The sequence below is a fragment of the Peribacillus loiseleuriae genome, from assembly GCF_001183985.1.
GTDB lineage: Bacteria > Bacillota > Bacilli > Bacillales > DSM-1321 > Peribacillus > Peribacillus loiseleuriae.
Map to the genome: position 1 here is coordinate 1,009,575 of NZ_LFZW01000001.1, position 9,569 is coordinate 1,019,143.

11 protein-coding genes and 1 rRNA gene (1 of these 12 only partly in view) are annotated in these 9,569 nt (G+C 37.5%); 9 read left to right on the forward strand and 3 right to left on the reverse strand.

The features are described from left to right. The first annotated feature begins 85 nt into the window (after window positions 1-85). On the forward strand, window positions 86-1,075 hold the full coding sequence (gene speB / locus AC625_RS04535; protein ID WP_082190941.1) for an agmatinase: 990 nt from the start codon (window positions 86-88) through the stop codon (window positions 1,073-1,075). A 187-nt stretch (window positions 1,076-1,262) separates the two neighbouring features. Then, window positions 1,263-2,681: an MFS transporter gene (locus AC625_RS04540; protein WP_425415476.1), complete on the forward strand. Its 1,419-nt coding sequence runs from the start codon at window positions 1,263-1,265 to the stop codon at window positions 2,679-2,681. A gap of 13 nt (window positions 2,682-2,694) precedes the next feature. Here the strand turns inward: AC625_RS04540 and AC625_RS26430 are convergent, their stop codons facing one another. Together AC625_RS26430 and AC625_RS25435 are read right to left on the reverse strand one after the other, a co-directional pair. Next, window positions 2,695-2,838 (reverse strand): hypothetical protein, encoded by a 144-nt coding sequence (locus AC625_RS26430; RefSeq protein ID WP_156187417.1) that lies wholly within the window; start codon window positions 2,836-2,838, stop codon window positions 2,695-2,697. Window positions 2,839-2,863: 25 nt separating this feature from the next. Next, on the reverse strand, window positions 2,864-3,016 hold the full coding sequence (locus AC625_RS25435; protein ID WP_082190942.1) for a YfhD family protein: 153 nt from the start codon (window positions 3,014-3,016) through the stop codon (window positions 2,864-2,866). Between the two features lie 859 nt (window positions 3,017-3,875). Here AC625_RS25435 and AC625_RS04545 point away from each other — a divergent pair. The 5 genes from AC625_RS04545 to perR all read left to right on the forward strand — a co-directional run bounded on the left by AC625_RS04545 (window position 3,876) and on the right by perR (window position 7,696). Beyond that, entirely contained in the window at window positions 3,876-4,295 is a 420-nt protein-coding gene (locus AC625_RS04545; protein WP_049680204.1) for a potassium channel family protein, read from the forward strand. A 72-nt stretch (window positions 4,296-4,367) separates the two neighbouring features. Beyond that, window positions 4,368-4,838 carry a thioredoxin-dependent thiol peroxidase gene (gene bcp / locus AC625_RS04550; RefSeq protein ID WP_049680205.1) on the forward strand — a complete coding sequence of 157 codons (471 nt, stop codon included), beginning with the start codon at window positions 4,368-4,370 and terminating at the stop codon, window positions 4,836-4,838. A gap of 12 nt (window positions 4,839-4,850) precedes the next feature. Further along, entirely contained in the window at window positions 4,851-5,960 is a 1,110-nt protein-coding gene (locus AC625_RS04555; protein WP_049680206.1) for an aminopeptidase, read from the forward strand. A gap of 187 nt (window positions 5,961-6,147) precedes the next feature. Beyond that, entirely contained in the window at window positions 6,148-7,092 is a 945-nt protein-coding gene (locus tag AC625_RS04560; protein WP_049680207.1) for a D-2-hydroxyacid dehydrogenase, read from the forward strand. A gap of 166 nt (window positions 7,093-7,258) precedes the next feature. Beyond that, a complete protein-coding gene (gene perR, locus AC625_RS04565; RefSeq protein ID WP_156187418.1) occupies window positions 7,259-7,696 on the forward strand; it encodes a peroxide-responsive transcriptional repressor PerR in 438 nt (145 codons plus the stop codon). Window positions 7,697-7,839: 143 nt separating this feature from the next. Here perR and AC625_RS04570 read toward each other — a convergent pair whose 3' ends face one another. Further along, window positions 7,840-8,199, reverse strand: a complete 360-nt coding sequence (locus AC625_RS04570) for a YgzB family protein (protein WP_049680209.1) — start codon at window positions 8,197-8,199, stop codon at window positions 7,840-7,842. A gap of 178 nt (window positions 8,200-8,377) precedes the next feature. Between AC625_RS04570 and AC625_RS04575 the strand changes: the two genes are divergently transcribed. Both AC625_RS04575 and AC625_RS25440 read left to right on the forward strand, forming a co-directional pair. Further along, complete coding sequence (locus tag AC625_RS04575) at window positions 8,378-9,244, forward strand: nucleotidyltransferase-like protein (protein WP_049680210.1); 867 nt, start codon at window positions 8,378-8,380, stop codon at window positions 9,242-9,244. A 271-nt stretch (window positions 9,245-9,515) separates the two neighbouring features. After that, window positions 9,516-9,569 (forward strand): 16S ribosomal RNA (locus AC625_RS25440) (it continues 1,537 nt past the right edge of the window).

The window sequence follows — 9,569 nt, forward strand, 5'->3', positions numbered from 1 at the left end:
ATTAATAAAGTTAACAAGAAAGACAGTGCTGACAAAGTCCTTTTTTCTTGAAATGAAAACTTTTATATTATGAGGGGGATTTATAATGGCTAATCAAAATGAAAAACAAGTTCTTAACCTTCCGTTTACGGGAATATGCTCATTTGGCAAGTATCCAATCTGTACAAGCCTTGATGAACTAGATGCAGATGTGGCGGTTATTGGAGTGCCCTATGATATGGGTACGCAGTGGAAATCAGGTACAAGGATGGGACCACGTGGAATACGAGAAGGTTCCACTTTATATAGTTTCGGTTTAGATGGAGCCTATGATATTGAAAAAGATATTATGTATTTAGGGCCTGACTGCAAAGTAGTCGATTGTGGAGATGTAGATATGGTACATGGTGATTTGGAGCAGAGCTTCGACAATGTTGAAGAATCGATTAGAAAAATCATTTCCAAAGGAGCGATGCCTGTCGTAATGGGCGGAGATCATTCCGTTACCATTCCAGTCGGAAGAGCGTTAGATTCCATTGGTCCGTTCCACGTTATCCAAATAGATGCCCACTTGGATTGGGCGGATCACCGCTCGGGGCAAAGATTCGGGCATGGAAGCTCACTTCGCCGTTTAGCAGAAATGGAGCATGTCGATAAAATGTTCCAATTTGGCATTCGTGGTATTAGTAGTAGTAAAAAGGAAGATGTAGATGCCGCTAAAGATTATGGCAGCGAAATCTTGTCACCAAGACAAATGAGAAAAATGGGTATCGATTCGGTATTAGATCTAATCCCTGAAGGGGAAAATTATTATGTAACAATCGATATCGATGGACTAGACCCTTCTTTGGCACCAGGAACAGGCACACCTTCTCCTGGTGGTTTGTACTATGATGAAGTGAATGAGCTGTTGGAAGGAATATCGAAGAGAGGAAATGTAATTGGCTTCGATTTAGTAGAAGTATCTCCTCCGTACGACCCTACCGGTATTACGAGTCAAGTAGGGGCAAGGCTTATTCTTGACTTTATTAGTTTTATATTAAAGGAAAAAGAAAATAAATTGCAACTAGCTTCAACTATACAAGTAAATAGATAAAGATAAAGTTGATAATGAAGAGAAGGGATCAATCCCTTTCTCTTTATCATCATATCCATTTATAAGTAATTTGTTTTATTGAGTATTACTTATAAAAAGCTTTAATTATGAATAAATGAGAGCGCTTACCATTGGGGATGTTAGACAAAGATGAACATAAGGAGCTATACCAAATTATAGGGGGATCATAATGGAAAAAAGCGTCCGCGGTTCAAATAAAATGATTATCGGTATTGTACTAGCTGTACTTACATTTTGGTTATTTGCCCAGTCGATGGTAAATATTATTCCAGCAATTCAAGCAGATTTAGGTATATCACTAGGAACTCTAAATATTGCCATCAGTTTAACTTCCTTATTTTCAGGTATGTTTATTGTTGCAGCTGGTGGAATTTCAGATAAAGCTGGCCGTAAGAGACTGACTTATTTAGGACTGGTTTTAAGCATTATTGGATCCCTATGCCTTGTTTTAGCACAAAATGCTACACTTTTAATCACTGGGCGTATCATCCAGGGTATTTCTGCAGCATGTATTATGCCGTCAACTATTGCTTTAGTTAAAGCAAATTTCGAGGGAGAAGATAGACAGCGTGCTCTTAGTTATTGGTCATTTGGCTCATGGGGAGGAGCCGGTTGTTGTGCTTTAATAGGTGGTGCGATTGCTACGTATATGGGCTGGAGATGGATTTTTGTCTTGTCCATTGTTATTTCTTTAGTTGCGATGTACTTATTGAAAGATACACCAGAAAGTAAAGCTGAACAATCAAACACATCTAAATTTAATTTTACTGGTCTCTTCATCTTTATTATCATTATGCTGGCATTAAATTTAGTAGTTACACGTGGACACGAGTTTGGCTGGACGAGCCCGCTTACTGTTGCTTTAATGAATGTAATTATCATTGGAAGTGCTATATTCTTTATGGTTGAAATAAAAAAATCAAATAAATTTATTGAATTTTCCTTATTTAAAACTAAAGCATATACGGGAGCAGTAACCTCTAATTTTTTACAAAATGCAATTGCTGGAACAGTTGTGGTTGCGAATACGTATGTGCAAGTAGCGAGAGGGTTTACAGCCTTTCAAACAGGTTTATTAACCATAGGTAACTTAGTCGCTGTGCTCGTGATGATCCGTGTAGGTGAGAAAATGCTGCAAAAAGTAGGTGCAAGAAAACCAATGATTGCAGCTTCAATAATAACTCCACTTGGGATTAGTCTAACAGCGTTAACATTCTTACCTGACTTAGCATATGTAATCACCGTCTTTATTGGTTTCATGTTTTCAGGTATTGGACTTGGATTATACGCAACTCCATCTACTGATACTGCTGTAGTAAATATTCCAGAAAATAAAGTTGGGGTTGCTTCAGGAATTTATAAAATGTCCAGCTCACTTGGTTTTTCATTTGGTATAGCGATTTCAACAGCAGTTTATGGTGCAATCGTAGCAACTGGAAACACAGAATTGGCAGCATCTGCAGGGATCATGGTAAACCTAGCTTTTGCTATCCCATCATTAATCTTCATAATGTTAACAATTTCGGACAACGAGGGGAAAAAGGTACTCGACCTTTCATCAACGACACTGAAAAAGTCCATATAATGAGAAAAAGAAGTTAATCACCTGTTATATATAGATGATTAACTTCTTTTTTGTCTATATGTTGATAGAATGCGCCTTGTTTTCTCAATGCAGCGATGAGCAGCTGTAATTCACCGAATTGGCTTCGACCATGACTGCAGAATGAATCTGCTCGCATAAATACTTCCTTTTTTTAAAAAGTTTCATTTAGGTCTTGTAGCTCTTATTTTCCCATTTTCACCTAGCTCACGAGAAAACTCTTCATCCACCCGATCCGGTTCTATTTTTAAGTTTTTGGGAGTTTGAGGTAATGAATTTTTACTGCTAGATGATTTTTGATTGTTTGATCTTCCCATAATATTGCCTCCTAATGAAATTTTAATCTTTATTAGTATGGCTATAAATCACATTTATATATCCTTAGATTTGTTCATAGCGAAGGACGGATCGGCTGCTTTGAGTTTACTGAGTGATCGACTTCTATGAGTTCGCTTCTTTGCTTGTGCTTCCATGCAGCGATGATTAGCTATCCTTTCCCGAATCAGTTGCGGTCATGGCTGCAGAATGAATCTGCCCGCATGAATGCTTCCTTGAGCATAACCCCCTGAATCAGTTGCCAAGATCTGCTTCCTTGAATAGAGGGTTGGGCTTCGGAAACCGGGCTGGAACGAAATGGAGGCATGCGTTGGAGAAAGACGGGCAGGCTGCTTTGAGTTAAATCCCCTGAGCCTACTCGACTAATACCCACCTATGTTCAAGAAGAGAAGACTCCATTTTGATCTGCTTTTTTCAAAACGGGGTCTTTTTTTCCGTAGAAAGAGGGTTTTCAATCGGTTTTTAATCAAACTTTATATAAGTTACATTTGCCATTCTTTATGAGGACTGTTTCGTCACTTTCTATCATAAGGGTGGGTGATAAATTTGGAAATCAAGTGGCTCAAATCTAGATTAACAAAAACAAAAACAGCATAACACAGAAAAATGACCTATTTCAGTCATATTTGGCATGTTTTTCTTTATTAGCATGGATAATTGTCTTATAAGAATAGCTCTTATCTAACTATTCTTCAGTGTTAGCTTGATGGGTAGGGGGTCTGACCTCAATTTCGATCCTTTACACATATATGAGCTGGACAAGGAGTAGGTATAGTATGAGGGAGTTTTTCCTGGTTTAGCCGAAGGTAGTTTCACCTTATTGTGAAAAGAGGAATGGGGATGACTTTTTATGCATTGTTCATTGCTATTATTTTTTGTATGGTCATGAGTATCCGTACATTATTCTTGACTACCGGTGATAAGAAACGCTTCTCGATGGAAACACTTGGGTGGGCGATTAATCTATATGCGACGATTTTAATTGGTTTTGCGTTAATATATCTTTTATTTGAACTGCAAAATCATGCAGTCATACTTGATAATGGCAAGAGAGTAGAAGGGGACTTCTTCCAACAATTACTAACCTCATTTTATTTCAGTGCGATGACAATGTTTTCTGTCGGTTACGGTGATATTAGTCCAATTGGGATGGGAAGAATGGTAGCGACGCTTCAAGCGTTCATCGGCTATGCACTACCGGTAGCCTTCGTAATTCGAACAGTGGGCGAAATGGATCAGCATGAACGAAATAAGAGGTGAAAGTTGTCTTAGCTAACAAAATTAGGTACCCTAATTATAGAATCTATAGATTAGAAACTGGAGGATATCAAAATGACACTACAAGTAGGAGAACAAGCACCGGATTTCACACTTCATGCAAGCGAAGGTGGGGAAGTTTCATTATCTGACTATCTAGGGAAAAATATCGTTCTTTTTTTCTACCCGAAGGACATGACACCAGGATGTACAACAGAAGCATGTGATTTTAGGGATCAGCATACTCAGTTTGATGAGCTTAATGCGGTTATCTTTGGAATCAGTCCAGATCCTATAGCTAGCCATAAGAAATTTATCGACAAACATGGCCTGCCATTTACATTATTAGCAGATGAACATCATGAGGTAGCTGAAACATATGAAGTATGGAAATTAAAGAAAAACTTCGGCAAAGAATATATGGGAATAGAACGCTCGACCTTTTTAATTGATGAAAAAGGAACGCTAGTTAAAGAATGGCGTAAAGTCAAGGTTGAAGGCCACGTTGAAGAAGCACTCGAATACTTGCGAAACAGAGCAGAATAAGCGAGGGATGAGATGAGAGACGAACGACTGAATAAACTGGCAAAGCTCCTGCTGACCTATTCGATAAAACTACAAGCGGGAGAGCGTGTATTAATAAGAGGGCACTACAATGCAAAACCATTAATGAAAGAATTAATTGATGAAACGTATAAACTAGGAGCCTATCCATATATTGATATTATGGATGACGAATTGAACCGCCATTTAGCGTTAGGTTATGAAAAGGAACAACTTGAAACACTGGCATCCTGGATGATGAAAAAATATGAAGATACAGATGCAGTCATCATTGCCTATGGGGAAGAAAATGACGCGGAGTTTTCGGAAATCCCGACAGAAAAGCATCGAATTCGCGGTGAAGCGATGAAGAAGCCAACATTCTTCTATGTCAATAATCGTCGTTGGGTACTGCTTAATTATCCAACAATGGGTCTGGCACAGAAAGCAGGCATGAGTCTAAGTAGCTTTGAAGATTTTTTACTAGAAGTAAGTACAGCTGATTATGAAAAAATGGATCTTGCTATGCAGCCATTGAAACAATTAATGGAACGTACTGATCGAGTACGTCTCGTATCACAAGGAACGGATTTATCCTTTTCAATAAAAGGTATTCCAGCTGTTGTTTGTGCCGGTGCGAATAATATTCCTGATGGAGAAGTATTTACCGCTCCGGTCAAGGAAAGTGTTAATGGAATCATTACCTTTAATACTCCTTGTCCATACCAAGGCATAACCTTCCGGAACGTATCATTAACCTTCAAAGAAGGTAAGTTGATTGAAGCGAAGTCTGATCAAATGGAGAAAATGAATGAAATTTTTGATACAGATGCAGGTGCACGCTATATTGGTGAATTCGCTATTGGTGTAAACCCGTTTATTACAGAACCAATGGGTGACATTCTTTTTGACGAAAAAATTTGTGGAAGTCTGCACTTCACACCAGGTGAGGCCTATGAAGAAGCTGATAATGGAAATCGCTCTAGCATTCATTGGGATATGGTATTAATTCAACGTCCCGAATATGGTGGCGGCGAAATCTATTTTGATGATGTTTGTATTCGCAAGGATGGTTTGTTTACATTACCAGAATTAGAGGGATTAAACCCTGATCAGTTAAAATAGCCTGCCTATTTTTCTTGGAAAAGGCTTTTGTCCAACTCAACTTTTCTATCATTGAATATGCTAAAGTATGGGAATACCTCCTCGAAATAACTTACGCGGGCCTAGTGCTCGCGGTTTTTTATGAAAAAAATAATGGATTGTGACGTAGATATAATAAAGAAAACATATAAATAATGGAGGAATACAAATGCTTGTATTATCAACAATTGTGCCACCAAAATCGATTCAAACAGATATGGCTGCTAAGTTCCCGAATATTGACTTTCACTATCAAGAGGATCTTGAAACAGATGAATTATCTCATGCTGAAGTTTTAATTACATATGGTGAAGATTTAGAAAATCAACATATTAGAAAAGCCCCCATGCTTAAATGGATTATGGTCATGTCTGCAGGTCTTGAAAGAATGCCCTTTGAGGCGATTATTGAAAGAGATATTCTCGTAACAAATGCCCGTGGTATACATAAAACCCCCATGGCTGAATATACATTCGCTATGGTTCTTCTCCACGAAAAAAAGGGGAGGTTGTTGCTTGAAAACGAAAGGAATGAAAAATGGGATCGTGATGTTAGGGTAGGTGAATTAAATGGAAAAACAATGCTTATCCTTGGTACGGGTGCAATCGGTGGTGAAATTGCCCGAATCGCTAAAGCTTTTAATATGAAGACAGTAGGTTTGAATAGAAGTGGTAGACAAACTGAATATATGGACCGAATCATCCAAAAGAAGGCTATCTTGTCTGAGCTTTCGCAAGCTGATTATCTTATATCCATTTTACCGTCCACACAGGAAACTGTGGGTTTCCTCCAAGCAGAACACTTTAAGGCGATGAAGAACTCAGCTGTGTTTGTAAATATTGGGCGAGGAGACGTAGTAGATGAGAATATTCTACTTTCGGCACTGGCTAATCAAGAAATAGCCCATGCGATTCTCGACGTATTCGATCCTGAGCCACTGGCGAAGGGTCATCCATTTTGGAATATGGATAATGTGATCGTAACATCTCATTTATCAAGCAGGTCTTACAATTATCTTCCGCGGGCGTTCCAGATTTTTGAACAAAATCTTTCAACTTATCTCGAACGAAAATCAAGTTTTATTAATGAGGTTGATCCAAAAAAAGGATATTAATTTGATTTTAAAGAAAAGTGCTTGGTATGGTAAAATTAAATGAATACCCAAGGATTTGTTATTGATTTAGTAGAAGCATTGACAAAGTAAGCTAACCAAAGGTACACTAATTATAAATATTCTAAAGTAAGAATATTTACTTGATAAGAAAAAGAGGTGCATTACGGTGTCCCAAGAGCTATTAAAAGAAGCATTGGATTCATTGAAAGATACCGGAGTACGTATCACCCCTCAACGTCATGCAATACTTGAGTATTTAATAAACTCGATGTCTCACCCAACTGCAGACGATATTTATAAAGCATTGGAAGGTAAATTTCCAAATATGAGTGTGGCAACAGTTTATAATAATCTTCGAGTATTTCGTGAGGTTGGTCTGGTTAAAGAATTAACATATGGGGATTCCTCGGCGCGATTCGATTTTGTCACAACAAACCATTACCATGTGATTTGTGAAAAATGCGGTACAATTGTTGATTTTCACTATCCAGCGTTAGACGAAGTTGAGCACTTTGCTTCACAGGTAACTGGATTTAAAGTGAATACCCACCGTTTAGAAGTTTACGGAGACTGTCCAGCTTGCCAAGGAAAAAGCTTGCACTAAAAAAGGTTCCGCCTTAACTTAAGGCTGGAACCTTTTTAATGTTTAGTAATTTGTAAACTATCTACATAATGAAACACGGTTTAAAAGGTCAGAACATAGTGAGTTGAATTGCTAACAAAAGAAAAAAGAGACAGGACTGCCTCTCATTGTTTTTGGTGAGTTTGTTTACGATTATAATTTTGGTCAAATTCTTTACCTTCAAGACTTTTATCCAGCGTTAAACTTTCGTCACAATGCATACAAATGTCAACTCTGCCTAATATTTTTGTGGGTTTATTACAGTTTGGACAAATGACCTGCACCGTTTTTGTTGAGAGCATACCAATCCAGAAATAGACGACCGTGCTAGCTACAATAAATAGAAGACCAAGCAACATGAAAATCGTCATAACAATTGGATGGGATTTGAAAAATATCCCTCCGTACATCACAATAAAACCGATGAAGACCAGACTGAGAGCAAATGTCCTGATTTTATTTATTTTACTAGAATATTTCGCCATAGTTGTCCCTCCTGAAATTTTACTATATCATATTTCACTGGGAAAGAAGAGAATATTCAGTAAAAACATAGCAAATAAAGAAACGGGAAAATATCTATAAAAGAATGTTCCCTTGCAGGGATTATAGTTGAAATGTCGAACAAGTAAACATACCACAATTTATTGGGGGAATTAAGAGATGGAAGATATTCTTCGTCCGATTTATCAAGAGCGGGCAAGCTTAAAGTCAACACTTGGCATACTTTTAATAGAAAAAAGGAAAAACACAAGTTCAAATACAGACACCTTTGATTATATTTTATTTGTAATAGTAGATGAAGCGGAAGAACCAGTTTTCTTAAAACATTATACATATAAAGATCAAAAAGCAGCTCTGCATATCGTTCAGGAAAAACAATTAAAAGAATGGCTATTGCTTGGCACGAATCGCAAAGTTGTCGATTGGCTTCAAAATGGAAAGGTTCTATACGATCGTAATGAATATCTCTACAATCTGAAAACAGAACTTCGTGAATTTCCTTTCTATGGACGAAAAATTAAGATTGGTATCGAATTTGCTAAATTAATAAGAAGGTATATAGATGGAAAAGCATTTTTTGAAGATGGGCATTATCTAGACGCCTACAATCATGTGGTCCATTCTTTGCACCATCTCGCTAGATTAGAAGTGATTGAACAAGGATTTTATCCAGAGGTAACAGTCTGGAATCAAGTGAAATATATGGAACCAGAAATTTTTAAACTTTATGAGGAGCTTGTCAACAGTGAGGAGACAATCGAGAAGAGACTTGAACTTTTGTTTCTCGCTAGTGAATTTCTTATCTATTCCAGAACCAATACAGGTTCACAGCATTTAGTAGAAATAATGAAAGAAAGACAGGGCTACTGGAGTATATCAGAATTAATGGAACACCCTGAACTCGCTCATTATGCAGTTGATTTAAGTGTTTTGTTAGAATACTTAATAGATAAGGCTATAGTTGAAGTCGTTGAAATTGAGACTAAGGGGCATGAAGTTTATCATCGTAATTATCAAGCTCGATAACTTTTTTGAAAAAGTTGTTGACCTTATGTTTGTATGATGATATAGTTATAAACGTCGCTGAGGGACATACGCTTTCACAGCGGCGGAGAAACATCTCGAAAAAACTTTTAAAAAACATGTTGACAGTTAATACATTAACGTGTTAACTTAATAAAGTCGCTTACGAGATAAGTGATAACAACTTGCTCTTTGAAAACTGAACAAAACAAAGCGCCAACGTTTAAATTTAAGTGAGTACACACTATAACAACAAATGAGCAAGTCAAACACTTTATTGGAGAGTTTGATCCTGGCTCAGGACGAACGCTGGCGGCGTGCCTTGCCT

Excerpts from the sequence above, each read along its gene's own strand:
- AC625_RS04570 (WP_049680209.1), bottom strand. The coding sequence starts at position 8,199 with ATGGCGAAATATTCTAGTAAAATAAATAAAATCAGGACATTTGCTCTC.
- bcp (WP_049680205.1), top strand. The coding sequence starts at position 4,368 with ATGACACTACAAGTAGGAGAACAAGCACCGGATTTCACACTTCATGCA.
- AC625_RS25435 (WP_082190942.1), bottom strand. The coding sequence starts at position 3,016 with ATGGGAAGATCAAACAATCAAAAATCATCTAGCAGTAAAAATTCATTA.
- AC625_RS04575 (WP_049680210.1), top strand. The coding sequence starts at position 8,378 with ATGGAAGATATTCTTCGTCCGATTTATCAAGAGCGGGCAAGCTTAAAG.
- AC625_RS04560 (WP_049680207.1), top strand. The coding sequence starts at position 6,148 with ATGCTTGTATTATCAACAATTGTGCCACCAAAATCGATTCAAACAGAT.
- speB (WP_082190941.1), top strand. The coding sequence starts at position 86 with ATGGCTAATCAAAATGAAAAACAAGTTCTTAACCTTCCGTTTACGGGA.
- AC625_RS04545 (WP_049680204.1), top strand. The coding sequence starts at position 3,876 with ATGACTTTTTATGCATTGTTCATTGCTATTATTTTTTGTATGGTCATG.
- AC625_RS26430 (WP_156187417.1), bottom strand. The coding sequence starts at position 2,838 with ATGCGAGCAGATTCATTCTGCAGTCATGGTCGAAGCCAATTCGGTGAA.
- AC625_RS04555 (WP_049680206.1), top strand. The coding sequence starts at position 4,851 with ATGAGAGACGAACGACTGAATAAACTGGCAAAGCTCCTGCTGACCTAT.